Annotated in this window: 23 protein-coding genes; 11 read left to right on the top strand and 12 right to left on the bottom strand. The window is 62.5% G+C overall.

What is annotated here, in order from left to right; genetic code table 11:
• Positions 1-61: 61 nt before the first annotated feature.
• Together WJU18_RS04590 and WJU18_RS04585 are read left to right on the top strand one after the other, a co-directional pair.
• A complete protein-coding gene (locus tag WJU18_RS04590; RefSeq protein ID WP_423458962.1) occupies positions 62-412 on the top strand; it encodes a RidA family protein in 351 nt (116 codons plus the stop codon).
• Between the two features lie 10 nt (positions 413-422).
• The gene (locus WJU18_RS04585; protein ID WP_423458961.1) at positions 423-1,250 is read left to right on the top strand and encodes a TauD/TfdA dioxygenase family protein; all 828 of its coding nucleotides are present in this window, start codon (positions 423-425) and stop codon (positions 1,248-1,250) included.
• A 26-nt stretch (positions 1,251-1,276) separates the two neighbouring features.
• Here WJU18_RS04585 and WJU18_RS04580 read toward each other — a convergent pair whose 3' ends face one another.
• Positions 1,277-1,489, bottom strand: coding sequence for a hypothetical protein (locus WJU18_RS04580; protein ID WP_423458960.1), 213 nt, complete (start codon positions 1,487-1,489; stop codon positions 1,277-1,279).
• A gap of 366 nt (positions 1,490-1,855) precedes the next feature.
• On the opposite strand from WJU18_RS04580, the gene WJU18_RS04575 reads away from it, so the two are divergent.
• The 3 genes from WJU18_RS04575 to WJU18_RS04565 all read left to right on the top strand — a co-directional run bounded on the left by WJU18_RS04575 (position 1,856) and on the right by WJU18_RS04565 (position 2,766).
• Positions 1,856-2,071, top strand: coding sequence for a hypothetical protein (locus WJU18_RS04575; protein ID WP_423458959.1), 216 nt, complete (start codon positions 1,856-1,858; stop codon positions 2,069-2,071).
• Between the two features lie 32 nt (positions 2,072-2,103).
• Entirely contained in the window at positions 2,104-2,370 is a 267-nt protein-coding gene (gene infA / locus WJU18_RS04570; RefSeq protein ID WP_423458958.1) for a translation initiation factor IF-1, read from the top strand.
• Between the two features lie 69 nt (positions 2,371-2,439).
• A complete protein-coding gene (locus WJU18_RS04565) occupies positions 2,440-2,766 on the top strand; it encodes an RNA recognition motif domain-containing protein (protein ID WP_423458957.1) in 327 nt (108 codons plus the stop codon).
• A 36-nt stretch (positions 2,767-2,802) separates the two neighbouring features.
• Here WJU18_RS04565 and WJU18_RS04560 read toward each other — a convergent pair whose 3' ends face one another.
• A complete protein-coding gene (locus WJU18_RS04560; protein ID WP_423458956.1) occupies positions 2,803-3,744 on the bottom strand; it encodes a LysR family transcriptional regulator in 942 nt (313 codons plus the stop codon).
• A 122-nt stretch (positions 3,745-3,866) separates the two neighbouring features.
• On the opposite strand from WJU18_RS04560, the gene WJU18_RS04555 reads away from it, so the two are divergent.
• Genes WJU18_RS04555 through WJU18_RS04545 form a run of 3 tightly spaced genes read left to right on the top strand, consistent with a single transcriptional unit; the run spans position 3,867 to position 6,723 of the window.
• Positions 3,867-5,006 carry a CaiB/BaiF CoA transferase family protein gene (locus WJU18_RS04555; RefSeq protein WP_423458955.1) on the top strand — a complete coding sequence of 380 codons (1,140 nt, stop codon included), beginning with the start codon at positions 3,867-3,869 and terminating at the stop codon, positions 5,004-5,006.
• Between the two features lie 41 nt (positions 5,007-5,047).
• Positions 5,048-6,010 (top strand): Bug family tripartite tricarboxylate transporter substrate binding protein, encoded by a 963-nt coding sequence (locus WJU18_RS04550; protein ID WP_423458954.1) that lies wholly within the window; start codon positions 5,048-5,050, stop codon positions 6,008-6,010.
• A gap of 20 nt (positions 6,011-6,030) precedes the next feature.
• A complete protein-coding gene (locus tag WJU18_RS04545) occupies positions 6,031-6,723 on the top strand; it encodes a nitroreductase (RefSeq protein ID WP_423458953.1) in 693 nt (230 codons plus the stop codon).
• Between the two features lie 89 nt (positions 6,724-6,812).
• Here WJU18_RS04545 and WJU18_RS04540 read toward each other — a convergent pair whose 3' ends face one another.
• From WJU18_RS04540 to WJU18_RS04505, 8 genes are read right to left on the bottom strand one after another with little or no spacing between them, the layout of a single operon-like run.
• Entirely contained in the window at positions 6,813-7,238 is a 426-nt protein-coding gene (locus WJU18_RS04540) for a GlcG/HbpS family heme-binding protein (protein ID WP_423458952.1), read from the bottom strand.
• Between the two features lie 43 nt (positions 7,239-7,281).
• Positions 7,282-9,009: a thiamine pyrophosphate-binding protein gene (locus WJU18_RS04535; protein ID WP_423458951.1), complete on the bottom strand. Its 1,728-nt coding sequence runs from the start codon at positions 9,007-9,009 to the stop codon at positions 7,282-7,284.
• A 1-nt stretch (position 9,010) separates the two neighbouring features.
• Positions 9,011-9,991: a tripartite tricarboxylate transporter substrate-binding protein gene (locus WJU18_RS04530; protein WP_423458950.1), complete on the bottom strand. Its 981-nt coding sequence runs from the start codon at positions 9,989-9,991 to the stop codon at positions 9,011-9,013.
• Positions 9,992-10,033: 42 nt separating this feature from the next.
• Positions 10,034-11,008, bottom strand: coding sequence for a Bug family tripartite tricarboxylate transporter substrate binding protein (locus tag WJU18_RS04525; protein WP_423458949.1), 975 nt, complete (start codon positions 11,006-11,008; stop codon positions 10,034-10,036).
• Between the two features lie 45 nt (positions 11,009-11,053).
• The gene (locus tag WJU18_RS04520) at positions 11,054-12,649 is read right to left on the bottom strand and encodes a bifunctional 3-(3-hydroxy-phenyl)propionate/3-hydroxycinnamic acid hydroxylase (protein ID WP_423458948.1); all 1,596 of its coding nucleotides are present in this window, start codon (positions 12,647-12,649) and stop codon (positions 11,054-11,056) included.
• On the bottom strand, positions 12,646-13,512 hold the full coding sequence (locus WJU18_RS04515; RefSeq protein ID WP_423458947.1) for a fumarylacetoacetate hydrolase family protein: 867 nt from the start codon (positions 13,510-13,512) through the stop codon (positions 12,646-12,648). Before WJU18_RS04515 ends, WJU18_RS04520 begins: the two co-directional genes overlap by 4 nt.
• A 28-nt stretch (positions 13,513-13,540) precedes the next feature.
• A complete protein-coding gene (locus WJU18_RS04510; RefSeq protein ID WP_423458946.1) occupies positions 13,541-13,801 on the bottom strand; it encodes a hypothetical protein in 261 nt (86 codons plus the stop codon).
• Complete coding sequence (locus WJU18_RS04505; protein ID WP_423458945.1) at positions 13,798-14,442, bottom strand: VOC family protein; 645 nt, start codon at positions 14,440-14,442, stop codon at positions 13,798-13,800. Before WJU18_RS04505 ends, WJU18_RS04510 begins: the two co-directional genes overlap by 4 nt.
• 94 nt (positions 14,443-14,536) lie before the next feature.
• Here WJU18_RS04505 and WJU18_RS04500 point away from each other — a divergent pair, with 94 nt between their 5' ends.
• Positions 14,537-15,466, top strand: coding sequence for a LysR family transcriptional regulator (locus WJU18_RS04500; RefSeq protein ID WP_423458944.1), 930 nt, complete (start codon positions 14,537-14,539; stop codon positions 15,464-15,466).
• Between the two features lie 61 nt (positions 15,467-15,527).
• Here the strand turns inward: WJU18_RS04500 and WJU18_RS04495 are convergent, their stop codons facing one another.
• Together WJU18_RS04495 and WJU18_RS04490 are read right to left on the bottom strand one after the other, a co-directional pair.
• Entirely contained in the window at positions 15,528-15,821 is a 294-nt protein-coding gene (locus WJU18_RS04495; RefSeq protein ID WP_423458943.1) for a hypothetical protein, read from the bottom strand.
• A gap of 410 nt (positions 15,822-16,231) precedes the next feature.
• Positions 16,232-17,122 carry a LysR substrate-binding domain-containing protein gene (locus WJU18_RS04490; protein ID WP_423458942.1) on the bottom strand — a complete coding sequence of 297 codons (891 nt, stop codon included), beginning with the start codon at positions 17,120-17,122 and terminating at the stop codon, positions 16,232-16,234.
• Between the two features lie 118 nt (positions 17,123-17,240).
• On the opposite strand from WJU18_RS04490, the gene WJU18_RS04485 reads away from it, so the two are divergent.
• Both WJU18_RS04485 and WJU18_RS04480 read left to right on the top strand, forming a co-directional pair.
• Positions 17,241-18,737: an AMP-binding protein gene (locus WJU18_RS04485; RefSeq protein ID WP_423458941.1), complete on the top strand. Its 1,497-nt coding sequence runs from the start codon at positions 17,241-17,243 to the stop codon at positions 18,735-18,737.
• An 86-nt stretch (positions 18,738-18,823) separates the two neighbouring features.
• Complete coding sequence (locus tag WJU18_RS04480; protein WP_423460933.1) at positions 18,824-19,822, top strand: Bug family tripartite tricarboxylate transporter substrate binding protein; 999 nt, start codon at positions 18,824-18,826, stop codon at positions 19,820-19,822.
• Positions 19,823-19,835: the final 13 nt, after the last annotated feature.

Below are 19,835 nucleotides of genomic sequence, written 5' to 3'. Positions count from 1 at the left end.
GCAAATACCTCGCACTACTCGCGCAGGATCGTTCCTTATTTTCTTCACTGAAAGCACACGCATGACCATCACACGCCATTTGCCCAGCAAAGTCCTTAGCGACATCGTCGAACACGACGGGCGCATCTACCTGGCCGGCCAGGTGGCAGACAATCTGGATCAGGACGTGCGGGGCCAGACCAGGGAGATTCTCGCCACAATCGATCGGCTGTTGGCAAGCGTCGGTTCAGACAAATCTCATATCCTCTCGGTCAACATCTGGCTGGCGGACATCCGCACGCGTGACGAGATGAATGAGGCCTGGATCGAATGGGCTGATCCTGCACATCTTCCGGCTCGTGCCACGGTCGAAGCCAAGCTCGGCAATCCGCGCATGCTGGTTGAGATCATGCTGGTCGCTGCCAAGAAATAGGTGCCATGGCATGAACACCCACTCCACTCCCGCGGCGCTCCTCGTCGATGACGCCAGCCGCGCACTGAACGCCATCATCCCGCATAGCGTGGAGGTCAGGATGACGCGGCAGGATACAGAGAGCATCACGGATACGTTGCACCGATTGCTCTCGGATCACGACCTGGTGATCATCCGCAATGCACCGCTTGACGACGAGCAGTTGGCCGAGGTTGGCGGACAGCTTGGCCAGGGGTGCAGCGAAGTCAAACGCTTTGTCGTCGAGGGTCCCACCGGCCCGTCTGGCCAATCGCGCTGGCATCACGTCGGCAATCTGGTCGATGGCAGGGCCTGTGAGTTGACGGTCATGTCCATCCGTGAGTTTCCCTCGGAAGATGGCGAGTTCGAACTTGTGTCCAACCGGCGCGCCTGGTCGGAGCTGCCCCCCGAAGATCAGCACCGGCTGCGTTCGCTGGAAGTGGCGCATGATTTCACATCTGTAAGGCACACCACCGCGCGCCTGGAGGATCCCTCACGCAAAGGCACCATGCCGCTGGTAGGAGGCACGCAGGACCCCTATCTGCTGCTCGGCTTTCATGCGGCGCAGGTGATAGGAATGGAGCGCAAAGCCAGCGACGGTCTTCTCGGTGAACTGATGCAGCGTGCCACCCGTTCCAGCAACGTCTACCGGCACACCTGGCAGCCGCACGATCTGATTGCCTGGCACAACATTCCACTGATGCACCACAGCCTGGGCTTTGACGTCCCGGAGCGCCGGGTCATTCACGAAGTTCAAGTACGCATCTTTCACAACACCAAGAATGGAGTTGAAGTCGTCCGCCGTACCGGAAAGTCGTAGAAGGCATCTCTCTTGTGCGCTACGGCCTACTTGGGTATTTGCTGGCGGCAGATGTTCATGCCTGTGGTGGTAAGTTGCAACGATCCGCCCAGCCATTCCAGCCAAGACAACGAGATCAGATCGTCCACCATGGCCTCGTCGATCTCACCAGCGCGCCGCTGGCGCAGAAGGTCGGCCACGCGGGGCAGTTCAACGCGAAGCGCTTCCCGTCGGTGCTGGGAAAAGAGCGCGGTATTCATGCTGGCCTTTCATGCCATCGGATCAAGCCAGCGTACCACTCGCGAGCCCTATATGGGTCATTTAAAAGCACTCAACCCGGAAAATCACTATAATTCACGAATCGACCGTTGGCTTGCTCGTTGCCTCGGTCCTTGAGTGACACCTTGCGGCAATCGTTGGCCGCAGAGGTTTCAGTTCGGAAGAGCCCTCGCCTCGCTCTTCCCACCGAACGTCACTTTTCATCGGCGAGCTTCATCGTCGGTCCGTTCAACAGAACAGCCTACGGACCGTTCCAGTTTCCTCCACGGATTCAACCTGCGTGCCTGCATGGCTATTAGCCGCACGCCCACCTTGGCTAGCCACCCGGCGGCCACACATTCCATTACATGCAAACTCCTCAGACCCACGCAGTGGGCAAGTATCACGTCACACCGATGACGAAACTCATCGAGACCGGTCAATACGCTGCCTCGGTCTCCATCCGCCGCGGCGCGCACGACCGGGTGTTCCGGCTCATTCCTCGCTTCAGCAATTCAGCCCAAGCGGCACGCTACGCGCTGGCGCAAGGGCGTCACTTCGTTCTGAACAATCAACTGGCCTGAGCACATCTCGGACCAATCACTGAAGGAGCTTCGTGAGCAAAGAAGAACTGATTGAAATGCAAGGCCGCGTCCAGGAAGTGCTGCCCGATTCGCGTTTTCGCGTTACCCTCGACAACGGCCATAGTCTGATCTGCTACTCGGGCGGCAAGATGCGCAAGCACCGGATCCGCGTGCTTGCTGGCGACAGGGTTTCACTCGAAATGTCGCCTTATGATCTCAACAAGGGACGGATTACGTTCCGCCATCTCGAACCCCGCGCTCAAGGTGGGTCCTCCCCCGCACGACGTCCTGCCAGATAGGCAGGCGGCTGCGATTTCCCCCGAGGCCCTCACAATACAGCCTCAGAAAATCACTCAAGAAAGCAACTCATGGAAAACAGACTCTACGTTGGCAATCTCTCCTACTCGATGCGCGATGACACGCTGCAACAGCAATTCGCGGCCTTTGGCCACGTGACTTCCGCCAAAGTTATGATGGAGCGCGACACCGGCCGCTCCAAGGGCTTCGGCTTTGTGGAAATGGGCTCGCCGGCAGAAGCCCAAGCGGCCATCGAAGGCCTCAATGGCAAGCAAGTGGACGGCCGAGCCCTGACGGTCAACATCGCGAAGCCGATGGAACCACGCTCCGGCGGCTTCGGTGGTGGCGATCGCCGCGGTGGTGGTGGCGGCTATGGCGGTTCGCGCCAGCGCTACTAAACTGGGTGGGTTCACGCCAGCCATGCATGGTAGCCGTTAAGTCTGCCGCGAGGCTCGCTTGTAACCGGCATGCCTCGGCGTCTCCCGGAGTATTTCCAGCAGACGCCCAGCCACAGGCGACAGCGGTGCATCCACTCGCTGCAACAACCCCACGGACCGGCTGACCTCCGGACTCGTCAGCCGCACGACGGCCAACTGGGAGCAGTCTGTCAATGCAAGCGCAAGCCGAGGCAATACCGACACGCCAAGGCCCGCCGCAACCATCGGTCCCATCAGGCTGATGTTGTCGGACTCATAGCGCACCTCCACTGCAATACCAAGCTCCACGAACACCCGATCGGTCACGGGACGCACGCTGCTTGAAGGGGCCATGGCCACGAAGGACCGGCGCTCGACAGCGGACCACGGAGCCGTTCTGCGCCGCGCAAGCGGATCATCCTTTCTGCAGACCAGCACGTACTCGTCGTTCAAGAGCTGCTCGAAACTCAGGCCGCCGCTTGATGCCGGCTGCGTGGCCAGCGCAAAGTCGACGCTGCCCGCCCGGACAGCCGCCAGCACTTGCTGCTCCACGAAGCTCAGCACTTTTACCTCGACACCCGGTGAGACCTGAGCCAGGCGCTGGATGGCAAGGGGCATCAAGGCCACCACGACCGAAGGAAGTCCGGCAACCACCACCTGCCCGCGTTGCCCGCCGAGAAACTCTCCAAATCGGCCGAACGACTCGTGGAACTCCCCCACCAGGCGCTTGGCAATCGGCAGCATGGCCACGCCTGCCGGCGTGAGTTCCATGGAGCGTGTATTGCGTTCGAATAACCGTGCCTGCACGGCCTCCTCCATCAACTGGAGCGTCCGGCTGAGCGCTGGCTGCGATACATGAAGGCGATTCGCCGCTTCAGTCAGGTTCCGGGTGGATTCGATCACCAGAAACGCCTCCAGCTGTTTGAGGGAAGGAAGTCTGTGCGAGTGAGGTGCTGCCATATCTCCGCTCTGCTCCATTCATCAGCATATTGCATGACTGACATAGAACAATTGTATTTCCTGTTATGAATTTGCAGGGCTAAAGTCCATGGAACGCGGCGTGACCGCAAGGAGGAGGCAGCATGGCAAGACAGGTGCTCGCGGGGATCAAGGTACTGGAGCTTGGGCAGATGCTTGCCGGCCCTTATGCGGGCTCGATCTTGGCCGACCTCGGTGCTGAGGTCATCAAGGTCGAGCGCCCCGGCATCGGCGATGATGCCCGGCGGATGGGGGCCGCCTTTTTCAACGAGGACGCGCTGGCGTTCCATGTCTTCAACCGCGGGAAAAAATCTGTCGCGCTCGACATGGAGGTGGCACCGGATCTCGAGGCTTTTCATGCACTGGCGAGTGAGTGCGACATCCTGATCAACAATCTGCGCCCCGGCGTTTCCGAGCGCTTTGGCATCGACGGACCCGCCATGTGCAGCCGGTATCCGCAGCTGATCTATGCCCATATCTCCGCGTTTGGACACACCGGGCCCATGCGGATGGAGCCGGGCTTCGAGCCCCTCGTGCAAGCCTTCAGCGGCCTCTCGAGCATGAATGGCGGCCCGGAGGACCCGCCGACGCGTCTGGGCGCCTCCGTGTGCGACCAGGGCACCGGCATGTGGGCGGTGATCGGTGCGCTCGCGATGCTGTCAGAGCGTCAGCGCACAGGGCAGGGCGGGATCGTCCAGCTCTCCCTGCTGGAAACCGCTCTCGCCTGGAATGCACAGAAGTCCGACGGCTGGCTCAACGAGGGAATGATTCCCCCACGGCATCGCTCAGGACACCCGCAGTTGTGCCCCTATGAAATGTTCGACACCGCCGATGATCCCATGCTGATCTGCTGCGGCAACGACCGCCTCTTCGCGAAGCTCTCAGCCGTCATGCAAAGGCCGGACTGGGCGGCCGACCCTCGCTATGCCACCAACCGCCAACGGTTGCTGAACAAGGATTCGCTTCTCGGTGAACTGAAGGCCCTGCTGCTCGAACGCAGCCGCGATGCGTGGATCGAGTCCTTCAAACTGGCGGGCGTTCCCTGCTGCGAACTCAACTCCGTCGCCGAGGCCCTCTCACATCCTCAAGTACAAGCCCTGGCGATGGTGCAAACCGTGGGCGGCACACCCATGCGGCTCACGGCCTTGCCGTTCACATTGCACGGCAGCCGCCCGCCCGTGGAACGACCGGCGCCCAAACTAGGTGAACATGATGCCCGGTTCCAGAATTCGCCGCGCCTTTAATCGGGATAAAGCCTAAAACAGATTCACCCAGGAGACACACCATGCGTTCACTCTTTCTTGCCCTCTTCTCAGCGGCCGCCCTGTGGGCGGGAGCTCCGGCCGTGGCCCAGGACTGGCCGGCCAAGCCCATCCGGCTGGTGGTTCCTGGGCCCCCCGGAAACTCCTCCGACATCTATGCGCGCTATTTCGCCGGACGTCTGACCACGCTGCTGGGACAACCAGTCACCGTGGAGAACCGTGCGGGAGGCAATGGCTTCATTGGCGCCACCACCGTCACCCAGGCGCCGCCGGATGGCTATACCGTCTTTATCGCGGGCAGCTCGCCGATGGCCCAGAACATGGCGCTGTTCAAGTCCATGCCGTATGACCCTGTGAAGGATTTCCGCTGGATCTCCGGCATCTTCGAAGGCATGGCGGTTCTGGTCGTACCCGCCAACTCGCCCTACACGACAGTCAACGCGCTGATCGCCGCCGCGAAAGCCCAACCCAAGAAGCTCAACTACGGCAGCTATGCGGCCGCCTACAGGTTGTCCACGGAGTGGTTCAACCAGGCCACGGGCATCCAGACCTCGTTCATCCCCTACAAAGGCGCGCCACAGGTCACCACTGATCTGATCGGCGGCCAGCTCGATTTCGCCATGGTCGACTCCGTGGCGGTGGCACCGCTCATCCAGGGAGGCCAGCTGCGCGCCCTCGTAGTCACCGGTGATGAGCGCCATCCCCTGCTGCCGCAAACGCCGACGCTGCGTGAAGCAGGGCTACCCGCCTACGGGAAATCGGCCTGGGTCTCAGTTGCCGTGCGGGCGGATACGCCGAATCCCATCGCCGCCAAGCTGACGGCGACCATGATGAAGATCCTGGCCGAACCCGCCACCAAAGAGTTTTCCGACAAGCAAGGCGCCTTCCTGCTGGCCTACGACGACAAGCAGATGTCCCGCTTTCATGCAAGCGAGATTGAAAAGTACAAGAAAATCGCCGCCGCGGCCCACATCCCCCTTGAATAATGAAGCGGTCCGAACCATCCATGGCACTTGATCCGGCCGCCGCGGTAGACGAAGCCATCGAGGGCCGGCGATCGGTTCGCGCCTTTCTGCCCACGCCCGTGGCACGAAAGGTCATCGAAGACATTCTTCGCGTCGCCAGCCGGTCCCCCTCGGGAACCAACATCCAACCCTGGCGGGCCTATGTACTCACAGGCGCATCCAAGGCCACGCTCTCGCGCGCACTGCTGGAAGTGCATGACGATCCCGAAGCGGCGCGCATGCACCGGCACGAGAAGCCCTACTACCCCGATCAATGGCCAGAGCCCTATCTCGCGCGCCGTCGCAAGCTGGGCTGGGATCTGTACGGCCTGCTCGGCATCACACGGGGCAACAGAAAAGGGATGCTGCACCAGCATGGGCGCAACCTGTCCTTCTTCGATGCGCCCGTGGGCATGATTTTCACGATCAGCCGGCAGCTCGAACTCGGCTCTTGGATCGACTACGGCGGATTCTTGCAAAGCATCGCCATCGCGGCTCAAGCAAGAGGCCTGGGCACATGCATCCAGGCGGCATTCGCGCCCCTTCATCAAGTGATACGGGAACAGCTTGCGCTCTCGAACGACGAGATCATCGTCTGCGGCCTGAGCCTGGGCTATGCGGACCTGAGCAAACCCGAAAATGCACTGAGGTCTGAGCGGGAGCCTTTGAACAGCTTCGCGGAATTCCGTGATTGATTCCCGCCTCGCCCTGCTACGGCGTGTCCAGATGTTCGGCAAATATCCCCGGACAAGCACCTGCTTGTGCGTATAGCCACCGGTCTGATCTAACCGTGCAAGAGACCTGCAGCCTCCACGCCCGCGATACAGATCAACTCATCCTCATCACCTGTTCCGCCGCTGGCGCCCACCGCGCCCATGATGACGCCGCTGGCATCCTTGATAACCACGGCCCCTGTTTGCGGCAGAAACCGGCCTTGGGCTGTCGCGGCCAGCGAGACGAAGAAGTTCGGGTTGTCTTTTGCGCGTTCGGCCAGCGCGCGGCTGGACACGCCCATGCCAATGGCTCCCCAGGCCTTGGCCCGGGCCACATCGAAGCGGAACATGCTGGCACCGTCCTCGCTGGCAAAGGCCTTGAGGTTGCCGGCGGCATCCAGCACGGCGATACCCATGGGCTTGAAGCCGGATGTCTTCGATCGAGCCAGGGCGCCGGCGATGATGTTGTTGGCTTGTTCCAAGGTCAGGCTATTCACGATATGTATCTCCAGAGTCAATCGCTCATTGCGGGGCGGCCCGCTAGGCCGCCGGGTTCGTCAACGCAGCAAAACCGTAGCGATTCATGCTGCCAAACATCGGGGCGGCAGGGTGCGGTACGAAGCGTGTCCGGCAGTCGATCACCGCGGGCAGGCCGCTGGCAAGCGCGCGCCTGACCGCCGGCGCCACCGCCTCCAGCGCATCGGCGCGCTCGCCATGGCAGCCAAAGCCTCGGGCGATGGCCGCGTAGTCCGAACCCTCCAGCGAAGTGCCCAACTCGAAATCCAGCGCGTTCCGCTGACCCGAACGGATGGTGCCCCAGCTCTCGTTGTTGTGAATGATGGTGACCACCGCCAAGCCATAGCGCCGCGCGGTGTCGAGCTCGTTCATGGTGAAGCCGAAGGATCCATCACCCGTGATCAGCACCACGGGACGCTCCGGCCGTGCGGCCTTGAGTGCCAAGGCGTAGGGCAAGCCAAAGCCCAGATGGCTCATGCCTGGTTCATGAAAGTGCGACCGCACCTCATGGGCTGGTGTCAGGTCGTTGGACCAGAAGGTCGTATGGCCGCCATCGTAGACGGCCAACGTATCGGCAGGCAGTGCGGCGGCGATCTCTCGTGCGAGCGCGGCCGGATGCATCACCGGCCCGGCCTCTGCCGCTCCTGCCGCAAACGCCTGCTCATAGCGCTCACGCGCGCCCTTGAGCCGCGCCAGCCAGCCCTCCTCCGTCCCGGTCTCCCACACTCCGCTCATGGCGACGAGCAGTTCATCCAGCGCCGCGCCCGCGTCCGCCTGCATGGCCACCTGATGAATCACCGGTTGCCCCAGGGCGGATGGATCGATGTTGATGGCAATGGAACGGTGCCCGCGCCGCGCGAGTGGTCCCATCTCGTCCCACATCCAGGAGGACCAGCGGCAGCCCACGCTCAGGATCACGTCGGCCTGCTCGAACGCTTCCTTGACCGGCGCGCCAGCGATCAATCCGCCATGGCCGATGAAGTGGGGGCTGCTGGTGGGCACGACACCAAGGGCCATCTGGGTAGGGATGACGGGCGCATTCAAGCTCTCGGCCAATGCGCGCACCTGCCTGGCCGCCTCGCTGGCGACCACACCACCTCCAGCCACAATCAACGGCCTGCGCGCGGCCCGAAGCATCTCGACGGCTTGCTTAACGGCCTGCGCATCCGGCCGCACGCGGCCAATGGGCCTGTACTGTGCGGGCACGAGATCGAACTCATCATCGGCGAACTCGCATACCTGGCCGAGCACGTCCTGCGGAACATCCAGATGTACCGGCCCCGGCCGGCCGCTCAGTGCTTCGCGCAAGGCCCGCCGCGCGAGCTCGGGCATGCGGCGCGCATCGTGAACGACAGCGTTCCATTTGGTGATGGGCCGGCTCACCGCCACGGAGTCGAGATCCATGAACATCCCACTGTGCGGATAAGCGGCCGCCCGGTGCTGGTTGGTCGTGATCGCCAACAACGGCAGATTGTTGTTGAATGCCACACCCAAGCCCGAGATCAGGTTCAGCCCCCCCGGCCCCATCTCCGCGATGGCAACGGCCAACTGGCCCGTTCCGGCGAAAGCCGCAGCCGCCATCATCGGTGCCACGCCTTCGTGACGGGTGCCGATGAAGCGCAGTTGAGACTGTTCCGAAATGGCTTGCAGCAGCGGCCCGAGCTTGCCCCCGACGATGCCGTACACATGCCGCACCTGCTCGCCCAGCCATACACGAACCAGCGCCTGCGCACCCGTCATTTTCAATGCCATTTCAATCCTCCGCCGTGAAACCCGATGCTTTCACGATCGGCGTCCAGCGCGCAAGATCGCCGCGCATCAGCTGTGCGAACTCCTCTGGCGACTGGTGAAAAGGTTGCAGCCCATTCTTGGCCAACGATTCGACAAGCGCCGGATCCTGCAATCCATCGCGCACCAGCTTGTTCAGCAACTGCACACGCTCCTGAGGCGACTTCGCCGGCAGAAACCAACCCAGCCACTCCTGTACCACGATGTCCCGAAAGCCCTGCTCGGAAAAGGTCGGCACGCCGGGAAGAAAAGGCGAACGCTCCGCGCTGGATACGGCGAGCCCGCGCAAGCGGCCGCTGCGGATATACGGCATCACCTCGCCGAGCACGCTCACGCTGACTGGCACCTGCCCGCCGAGCACGTCGTTGAGCAGCGGTGCACCGCCTTTGTAAGGCACCGCCGTCAGGCGCTGGCCAATATGTTTGTCCAGCAGCATCCCCACGAAGTGCAGCGCCGATCCGGCGGCGGGCACGCCATAATTCGCTTCCCTCGGATGGGCTTGCACCCACTTGATGTAATCGGCGATCGACTTGACCTCGGGCGGCACACCTGGCCCCGCGGTGAACACGAATGAATACTTCACCGTGCTGGTGACGGGAATGAAGTCTGCCAGCGGATCGTAGGAAAGCTTCCGGTATGTGTTCGGATACAGCGTCATGGGCGAACTCGGTATCTGCAGGATAGTCATCCCGTCTGCCTGCGCACGGCGGACGAAATCCACCGCAATGCGCCCGCCCGCCCCTACCCGGGAATCAGCCACCACGCTGGAAGCATAGCTGCCTCGCAGCTTCTCGGCCATCGGCCGCGCGACCTGATCGCCCATGCCACCAGCGGGGAATCCCGAGATGATGAAGGCCGTCTTGTCACTCTGGGCCAGGGCGGCCGGGACAAGGGTAGCGGACAGGGCCATGCCTCCCGCACGCTTGAGCACGATTCGTCGTTGCATGATGGACCTCTGGTTTGATCCCGACAGGCGCCTTTCTACTTTCTATTCAGGCAGGATGTTCAGTTCCACCGAAAGCTTGGACCAGCGCGCATGCTCCTCCGTCAGGAAGGCATTCATCTGCGGCACGGTGCCAGCCCCTTCAGTCATGGGGCCGATGGCCAGCAGGCGGGCCGTCATGTCCTTGTCCTTCAGGACCGTATCCAGGTCGCGGTTGAAGCGCTCCACCACCGCCGCCGGCGTTCCCGCCGGCGCGACGATGCTCATCCAGCCGGCGTAGTCGAAACCCGGCAGCGATTCGGCGATGGCAGGCACGGCATCCCATCCCACGATGCGGCGAGCCGTGGTGACGGCCAGCGGACGCAGCTTGCCGGTGGAGACCATTTGCGCCACAGAAGGGACATCGCTCACCAGCACCTCCGTCTGTCCGCCAATCGTGTCGGTCACCGCCGCCGACACCGAGGAGAACGGTACCGAATTCACCTCCACGCCCAAGTTCGATCCCAGGATGCGCGTCACCATGCCGCTGAAGGTCTTCGGCCCTTCGTTGGCCACCGTGAGCTTGCCGGGATTCGATTTGGCAAAGGCCACCAGTTCGGGCCAGGATTTGAGCTTCGACGCCGCATTGACCGAGACCGCGAAAGGCACCTTCCCGATCATGCCCACAGGCGTGAAGTTCTTCTGCGGATCGTAGGGCAGGTTCTTGAAAAGGTAGACGTTCGTGACCAGCGCTGCCGCCGTCGCGAAATAGAAGGTGTAGCCGTCTGGCGCGGCCTTTGCGGCGGCCTGGGCGCCGATGGCATTCTGGCCGCCCGGACGGTTCTCGACGATGACCGGCTGCCCCCACTTGCGGGAAAGCTGGTCGCCGATCAGGCGGGCTACCGAATCGGGGCCCGAGCCTGCTGGCTGCGACAGGATCAGCTTGACGGGCTTGCTGGGCCAACTCTGGGCCGCCGCGAGGGGCGCGGCAAGCGACAGCGCCAAGACAATGGCGCCCAGTTGAATATGCCTACGGTTCATGTTTGTCTCCTTCTTCCAGGTGGATATGTCGTGTCGTGATCAGTGTCATGCCTCGCAGGCAAGCCCGAGGCCCAACTGGGTAGCCGCGTCGTCCAGCAGCGCTGCAATGGCTGGCTGGGTTTCGGCCACGCCAAAGACGTAATGGTCAGGCCGCACAAGCGCCGCGATGCATCCATGGCGGCTCATCCAATCCGCTACCACGCCCTCCGTTTCAGGCGCACGGACCAGATCGATCCGCCGCAGCCCCGCGAAGCCCATCTCGTCCGATCCGCCAGCGACCTGAACGAGACGCCATCCGCGGCCGAAAACTTCATCCATGCGGCGATCGCCCTGCGGCGTCCGCAGCCACGGCTGCGGAAACAACGTGCCGCGCGCCGTGCCGTTCCTTTGTGAAAGCAGGCCCTCTTCAAGGCATGGCAGGATGTCCTGGCGCGGCGTGTCCTGCACCTGACCGCCGCAGTCGGCCAGCAGCTTTGCGTCGCGCGCGCGTGCCGTCGCTTCATCGCGTTCGCAGATCACGGCCCCCACGCCTTTGATACGACTGGTGAGTTCACGCACGTGCGCCTTGCGCTCATGGCCATAGCTGTCCAGCAGCGCCTCCGCGGCATCGCCCCGCACCTCGCCGGCCAAGACGGCGGCGAGCTTCCAGCTGAGATTGGCCGCATCCCGGATACCCTGACACATGCCCTGCCCAAGAAAAGGGGGCTGCATGTGCGCCGCATCTCCAGCCAGAAAGACTCGGCCCCGGCGCCATTGAGCGGCCACCAGCGCATGGAACCTGTAGCTCGCCTGGCGCCATAGCCGGCCGTCTTCAGGGCCAATCCAGCGCGAGAGCAGCTTCCAGGTCCCCTCCTCAGTGGCGGCTTTCTTCGGATCCTCGCCCGGCATCAGGGAAATCTCCCAGCGACGGTGGTTCTCGGGCCCTAATACCAAGGTGCAGGGGCGGCGCGGCTCGCAATACTGCACGCTCGCTCGCGGCAACTTGGCAAGTCCCTTTTCGTTGACCAGCACGTCGGCCACCAGCCATGGCTCGTCGAAATCCAGATCCTCGAGCGGCATTTCCAGTTGCGTCCTTACCGCACTGGAGCCTCCATCGCAGGCGATGGCGTACCGCGCACGAATCTGATGCGTCGTGCCCTCACGCTCCAGGGTCAGCGCTACACCATGTTCGTCCTGCGTGATTCGCGTCATCTCCACGCCAAGCTCGACCGTCACGTTGGACATCTGTGCCACCCGCGCCCGCAATGCCCGCTCCACGGGGGGCTGAGTGAACACCAGAGACGGCGTGTACCCCTGGGGATGGGGCGGCGGGAGCATCGTCATACGGCGGATCAGCTGGCCGTCGACGCCGAAATACTCCGAGTTCGAAAAGGGTTCGGTGAACCGCTCCACCTCATCCGCCACACCGAGTTGCTGAAACACACGCATGATCTCGTGGTCCAGCGCAATGGCACGCGGGATCTCGTAGACCCCTCGCAACCGTTCGCCCACATGGATCTTCAGCCCCTGCTGGCCCAGCAGGCCCGCAGCCACCTGCCCCACCGGCCCATAGCCGACGATGGCCACGTCATACAGCACCTGTTCATTCACCGAAGTACCTTCGTGCTGCGCACTCCGGTTCGAGCCCGGCGCTGCGCTCATGTTGCTTCCGCCACGATCGGATTGACCAGCGTGCCGATGCGCTCGATCTCCACCTCGCAGGTATCACCCGCCTTCATCCACACCGGCGGCGTGCGTGCCTGGCCTACCCCGGCGGGTGTCCCCATCACGATCACATCTCCCGGCTCCAGCGTGAGCACCTCCGAGAGCAGTACGATCGTCTCGGCCACGCTGAAGATCATGTCGGCGGTGTTGGCATCCTGCATCACCTGACCGTTCAGGCGGCTCTGGATCCGCAAGCCCGCTGCGCCGGATGGCAGCTCGTCAGCCGTCACCAACACCGGGCCGAAGCCGCCTGTGCCGTCGAAGTTCTTGCCGATGGTCCACTGCGGCGTGCGCTTCTGATAGTCACGGACACTCATGTCATTGAAACAGCCATAACCGAAAACGTACTGCAGCGCCTCGGTCTCCTTGACATGGCGTGGCACCTTACGGCCGATCACCACCGCCAGTTCTGCCTCGTAGTCGAAGCGGGAAGACACGCGAGGCACTACACCGGGCTCGCCATGCGCCATCAGCGAGCTGGCGCCGCGAAAGAAGAACCACGGGTAGTCGGGCTTCTCTCGCCCACCCTCCTTCGCGTGATCGAAATAATTAAGACCCAGGCAGATCGTCTTGCCAGGCTCGGGCACGAGCGGCGCCAGCTTCACGCTGCTCAGGCTCGAACGGCGGCCAGCCCTCCCGGCGGCGGCCCGGGCCGCGGCTGGCAGATTGATGTCTGATCTGAGCGCCTGGCGAAGATCCGCCGGAATGCCCGAATCAATGTCATTCAAATCGATCAGCTGATCGCCTTCAACGAGGGCCAGGCGAGGTGCGCCATCGCGCAGGTAGGTCGTGAATTTCATGGATGGTTTCTGCTTCTATGAACCGGGATCAGGCAGGTGCGAACAGGACGCGCCGTTGCGCTTCCTTGAGCACGGCAGCGGGCGGTGCGGAAATACCCCACTGGTCGGAGCGGCCGGGAGGCCACTTCCAGTACTCGGGCCCGTTCGAGACATAGCTCTCATCGACCTGCTCCACCTCGGCCGTGTATTCGATGACGATGCCGAAGGGATCAATGAAATAGTTGAAAAGGTTGTCTCCCGGTCCGTGCCGGCCCGGCCCCCACTGGATCGGAAAGCCCGCATCCTTCATGCGTCCGCCCCCCGCATCACCGAGTCGGCATCAGGCATGAGAAAGGCAATGTGGTTGAGCGCATCGTTGTCGGAAATGCCGAGCGCAAGGGTGTGATGGTCCCGGTCGCAGTTCATGAAGGCCATGATCCCCGTGCGGTCCGCAAGCCGGAAACCCAGCGTTTCCTGCAGGAAGACCTGCGTCTCGTCCACCGCATGCGTGTTGAGCACCGCATGTGTGAGGCGGATCGGCTTGTCCTTGACCGGCGGAGCAGCGCTGCGGCGTACATCGCCATGCACCACCTGGAACACCCGGCCATCCGGGTCCTTGAACTTCAGGCCGGCGCCGCCCGCCGGATCGCGGGTGAGTTCATGCACGGCGGTGATCAGCGTGCCGCCCGCGGCCGCCACGCGCTCCTGTATCACATGGAGGGCCTCACGGTGGCGCGCGCGCAACGTGACCTGCCGGACCTGGGGCACCTCGCCGCCCTGATGGAGTGCCAACAGATATTCGTCCTGGCCGGTGCCCCGCAAGTACAGCACGTTCTCACCGCGGTGCGCCACATCGAGCCGCCAGGTACGGGTATAGAAATCCTCGGCCTTGACGAGGTCGGGCACATACAGCGCCACGCTGCGCAAGCCTTCGATCCAGGGTGAACTCATGGGGTATCTCTTTTGAATCATGTCTCCGAAGCGCATGGTAGGGATGACGATCAACTCTGTACAGACGATTTCACAGATCCATAAAATCGGTTTCATGGATATTCATTCACTCGACCTGAACCTGCTCATCCTGTTCGATACGCTGATGAAGACACGCAGCGTGAACAAGACCGCCGAAGCCATTGGCCTGAGCCAGTCGGCCACCAGCGGAGCCCTTGCCCGGTTACGCGCCACATTCGACGACGCGCTCTTCGTGCGCACCGCGTCCACGATGGAGCCCACGCCTCGTGCCTTGCAGCTGGCCCCTGTAGTGCACCGAGTCGTACAGACGATCCAGTCAGAAATCCTTCAGCCTCCCGAGTTCGACCCCGCGCAGGCACAGCGCAGCTTCACCATCCTCACGCCGGATATTGGCGAGGTCGCCTTCCTGCCCGGCGTGCTGAGGCGCCTTCAGCATGAGGCCCCGGGAGTACAGCTGCGCGCGGTATCCCGTCCGCGTTCGGTGGCAGGAGATGCCCTGGAAAAAGGCGAAGCCGACCTGGCCGTCGGCTTCTTTCCAGATTTGCAGAAAGCGGGCTACTTCCAGCAAGCGCTGTTCACCAATACCTACGAGTGCGTCACTTGCGCGCACAACACCACGGTAGGTGAACGCATGACACTCAAACAGTACCTGACCGCGCGCCACGTGGTAGTTCGCCCGGATGGGCGCGAGCATCTGCTGGACAAGTTCCTGGACGACAAGGGATGGCAGCGCCACGTGACGCTGGAACTGTCGCACTTCATGAGCCTGCTGGCGCTGCTGCCTGGTACCGACCTGATCGCCACGGTACCGCAGGACATCGTGACGGCCGTCGGCCGGCACATTCCGCTACGCGAGATACAGTTGCCTTTCCGCCCGCCACAACTGCAGGTGCAGCAGTTCTGGCATCGGCGGATGCTGAACGATCCTGCGAGCCGGTGGCTGAGAGGATTGTTCTACGAGGTCAATCGCCGGGATCTGGGCATGCGGCTTCCCGCGGTATGAAGTCTGCGGATCGCACCACCAGCCAGCAAAGACCGCTTGGCTTAGCTGGCAAGCTGAAAAGTCAGTTCACGGGCGCAGCGCGAACGGTTTCGCCATGGGGGCCCATCGTGGCGTTGACCACAAACACCAATTGTCCGCCGTGCTGCACGGCGCCTGCGGCCTGCATCAGCCGGCGTGCGGCGTGCTCGGCCTCATAACGAACAAAGCAGAGCGCCTCCGTCGCACCACGGTAGCGGGCCGGCAGCAGATCGAATTGCAACAACTGCCCGAACTGGCTGCAATACGCACGCCAGCTCGAAGCAGATTCGGCGCTACCGAGGTCGCCTTGAAGACGTGGAATTGGATTCGCAGTCACTACCGTTTCTCCTGCTTGATGGTCAAACCAGAACTGGGCCAACCCAGAACCACTCCGGCTTCTCGCAGGCAGTCTAGAAAGGCTTGGAACTGCATATGTAAAAAATCTAGGGGCCATCAGATGGGATCTGAGGCACACCACCGACGCTACCCGCCCAGCCGGCCCCAAGGGCATACGAGCGGTCATATGGCTTCAAACCACTGGAAAATCATGGCGCTCTCACTCTGTGCCGCCGTGTTTCGCACCTGCCGGCGAGATTGGCCGTCAGCCTCAACTCAGGGCCCGCAGGACGATTGAAGAGTGGTTAATTTGCACAAAAGCTTCCCGGCGCAAAGGTACAAATAAACACCAATTGCCTGGAAAAGAGATCTTAAGTACCACTGAAACTACTGTTTTTTTCCCTCAGCAGACTACGCTTCACCCAAGGTTTCGTAGAGGTAATCGATCAGCACCCGCACCGCATGCGAAGGATGGCGGTCGGGCATGGTGAGTACATATAGCGCATCACCCAGGCCCTGCGCCTGCCAAGACGGGAGTACTTGCACGGCAAGCCCGGCTCTCAAATCCTCACCCACCGCATAGTCGGGCAGCAATGCGATACCCGCATGCGCCCGCATGGCGTTGTACAGAAACGGGAAATGCTCGCAACGCAGGTGAGGTTTCAAGCGCACCTCACGCCTGTCGCTGCCCCACTGAATCAGCAGCTTGAACAAGGGCTCCGGACCAGGCGTGCACAGGATGCGATGCTGATGAAGGTCTTCAGGGTCTTGCACAGGAGGGCGCCCCTGGAGATAGCCCGGCGCCGCATAGAGCCCCCAGCTCACCTTGCGCAAGCGGCGCGCCACCTGATCGAGCGGGGGCTCGGAAGTGACCCGCACAGCCACGTCGATCTCGGCCGCGATCAGGTCGAAAACCCGGTTGGAAAAAAGCACTCGCAACGAGATTTCCGGATGACGCTCCTGAAACTCAAGAAGGCCGCTCGCCAGCCGCAACTCCCCCAAGCCCGTGGGTACGCTCAAACGCACGTGGCCCCGCGCGGTGCGGCCCAGGCTATCGATGCTGGCGCGCGCCGCGTCCACCTCGGCCAACATGCGCAGACCGTGTTCATGCAAGGCCAGCCCTGCATCGGTGGGCGCCAGCCGCCGTGTGGTTCGCCTCAGTAGCGTGGCGCCAATCTGGCGCTCCAGGCTCTTGAGCTCCTTGCTGATCTGCGAGCGGGTGACATTGCGGCGCCGCGCGGCCTCGCTGAGATTACCCGCATCGACGATCTCCACCAGGGTGCGAATCAGGTTCAAGTCCATGATGCTTGATTAATTGTCAACTCACTGGAAACAGATTGAGTCAAATTCTCTAGTTTGTATTGATTCTTGGCAACGATAAAGTACCCAACCAATCCATCAACCATCCAAAACCCGCAGCATGAACAGCGCCACACTGATCCTGGATACGCGAAGCATCGACGCAGCGACACAGGCTGAGCGTGGCCTGCGCCTGGCAGGCGGGTTATATCGGTTGGGCTTGCGCGAGGGGGATGTAGTGGCGGTGTTGCTTCGCAATGACTTGCCTTGCATCGATGCGATCCATGCCGGCCGTGAAGCAGGCATTGCCTACTGCCCCATCAATTGGCATTTCACTGCCGAGGAAGTGCGATTTCTCGTCGAAGACAGTGGCGCCCGCGCGCTGATCGCGCACGGCGACCTGCTGGATGCAGTGGCCTCGGTCATGCCAGCTGAGCTTCCGTTGCTCGCAGTAGGCCAGAGCAAACACCAGCGCGCGCAAGACTATGAAAGCTGGCTCGCACTGCAGGAGCCCTATAGCGGCCCACGCGTATCGCCTCGCGCGCACATCGCCTACACCTCAGGCACCACCGGGCGCCCCAAAGGAGTCCTGCGTGCACCCATTCCCGTGGCTGAACTCGACGAGCGCATGGCCCGCATCCGCGCGGTGGTGGAGGCCAGCTTCGGCCTGCGCGAAGGTTGCCGTGTCCTGCTGCCTGCGCCGCTGTACCACAGCGCGCCCAGCGTGATCGCACAGAATGCCTTGCAACTGGCCGAGCGGCTGGTACTCACCACCCGCTTCGACCCCGAAGCGCTCCTGGCCACCATCGAGGCCCACCGCATCGACGTGGTGTATCTCGTGCCCATCATGTATGTGCGGCTGTTGCGCCTGCCTGAAGAAGTCCGGCAACGCTATGACCTGAGTTCGCTGCGGTTCGTAGCCTCTACCGGTGCGCCCTGCGCACCCGACGTGAAGCGCGCCATGATCAACTGGCTGGGCCCCGTGATAAATGAGACCTATGCCTCCAGCGAAGCCGGCATGATCACGGCGATCAACGCCGTTGAAGCCCTCAAGCGGCCTAGCAGCGCCGGAAGGCCCATTCTCGACGCGCAAGTCCGTATTCTGAGTGAGACAGGCCATCTGTTGCCTGCGGGCGAAGTGGGATTGATCCACGTGCGCCAACCGGCCTATCCGGACTTCAGCTACCGCGGCAACGAGGCCGCGCGCCGCGCCATCGAACGCGATGGGCTGATCAGCCTGGGCGACATGGGCTACCTGGATGAAGATGGTTACCTCTATGTGTGCGATCGCGCCTCGGATATGGTGATTTCCGGCGGTGTGAACATCTACCCCGCCGAGATCGAGCACCGCCTGCTGACCTGCCCCGGTGTGGCCGACTGCGCGGTCTTCGGCGTACCCGATGCGGAGTATGGTGAACAGCTGTACGCTGTGGTCGAGCCCGCACCCGGTGCTCAACTGAAAACCGAAGCACTGCGTCATTGGCTACAGGACGCCTTGTCGTCCTTCAAGGTGCCGAGGCACTTCGAGATCGGGCCCTTGCCGCGCGACGACAACGGAAAGATTGCCAAGCGAAAACTCCGTGACCAGCACTGGCAGGGCCAAGCCCGCCGCGTATGAGCTAGAAAACCCATAGGAGACAAACCGTGAAACAGCTGATCCGCCCCCTGCGTCTTCATCGCTTCTTGAACCACCAGGAGACACTGATGCCCCTCGCCGCCTTTGCTTCACGCCGCTACAGCGTGCTTGCGCTCTCGGCACTGGCTTGCAGCATGGCTTTGCCTGCCCTCGCACAGAACTACCCCGCCAGGCCCATCAAGCTGATTGTCCCTTTCCAGGCGGGTGGCGCCACAGACGTCCTGGCCCGGCTTATCGGTAAGAAGCTCGGCGCCAGCCTGGGTCAACCCGTCATCGTGGACAACAAGCCCGGCGCGGCCGGCATCATCGGTACGGATGCCGTGGCCAAGGCAGCCCCTGATGGCTATACGCTCACACTGTCGCTCTCGAACGCCCTGCTGACCAACCAGTTCCTCTACGAGAAACTGCCCTATCACCCCGAACGCGACCTCACACCGGTCTACCAGATTGCGATGGCACCGCTGGTGCTGGTCGTGAATCCCAGCCTGCCCGTCAAGACCGCGCCCGAGTTGCTCAAGTACGCCGCAGCCAACAAGGACAAACTGGCGTATGGCTCCTATGGTCTGGGAGCCTATCCGCATCTGGCAGGAGCGCACATGAGCACAGCGCAGAACGCAGACATGAGCCACGTGGCCTACAAAGGCGAGGCCCCCATGCTGCAGGATTTGCTGAGCGGCCAGATCCAGCTGGCTTTCGCGAGCGCCCTGGTGGCCAAGCCGCACATCGAGGCCGGCAAGTTGCGCGCCCTCGGCGTCAGCGGTGAGCGCCGCATGAGCGCCCTGCCCCAGGTGCCCACGTTGATCGAACAGGGTTTGAACGACGATACCTATCGCCTCACCGGCTGGTTGGCAATCGCTGCACCGGCGAAGACGCCGCCGGCTATCGTCAACCGCATTGCCGACGAAGTGCGCAAGGCCGTGCAGTTGCCAGAGGTCAATCAACGCATTGCCGGCATGGGGTTCGAGCCGTTGAACAACAGCTCGCCCGAAGTCTTTGCGCAAGCGTTCCGGAAAGACCGGCCTGCGTGGGAGCGCCTCATCAAGCAGTCAGGCGTGAAGCTTGATTGAGGTCGTCAGCCTG

The sequence above is a fragment of the Ottowia sp. VDI28 genome, assembly GCF_049532675.1.
Lineage (GTDB): Bacteria > Pseudomonadota > Gammaproteobacteria > Burkholderiales > Burkholderiaceae_C > Ottowia.
This window is presented reverse-complemented; position numbering and strand designations above follow the sequence as displayed.